Origin of the sequence: Cryobacterium sp. MLB-32 (genome assembly GCF_000738085.1) — a bacterium.
GTDB lineage: Bacteria > Actinomycetota > Actinomycetes > Actinomycetales > Microbacteriaceae > Cryobacterium.
Map to the genome: position 1 here is coordinate 1 of NZ_JPRS01000514.1, position 550 is coordinate 550.

A 550-nucleotide genomic window follows, 5' to 3' on the forward strand; every position below is an offset into this window, starting at 1 on the left:
GCTGAAAACGGAGTTCTACTACCGACGGATCTGGCCTACCCGGGCCCGGGCGATTCGAGACGTCGCGGCGTGGATCGAGGACCGTTACAACCGTCGCCGGCGCCACTCCTCGATCGGGCACGTCACGCCTGTGGACTTCGAGCTGCAATACTCGTCACAGGCCGCAGAGATCCAACTCGCCGCTTAACCCGTGTCCACTCACCGGGGTCAAGGCCAGGGCCAGGGCCACGCTGACGCTCACGAATACTGCCCATGCGGTCCGACTACCGCGCCACACGCCGAACAAGACCACCGCATGTGGGATCAGCCAGAGGATTGACCACACGGCGTCGTCTCCGCCAACGTATCCAGCGACTGTCAACAGAACCGCTACGGCAAACCACAGGGTTGCATTTACGCGCGTGATACCTTCCCACAAGCCGACCATGCCACCACCATATCGGTGGACGTCCGCAGGGGGTTCCCCTGATGGAACCTCGTGGTCATCGCGATCTTGATCTCAGCCCGTCGGCAGGTCGCGGCAGAGCAACACGAAGCGGCCATCCACAGC

General features: G+C 62.9%; 1 protein-coding gene. It reads left to right on the plus strand.

The window, feature by feature from the left end:
- A partial coding sequence (locus JF66_RS19700) for an integrase core domain-containing protein (RefSeq protein ID WP_035880585.1) occupies nt 1–187 on the plus strand: 187 nt, incomplete at its 5' end.
- Between the last annotated feature and the right edge of the window lie 363 nt (nt 188–550).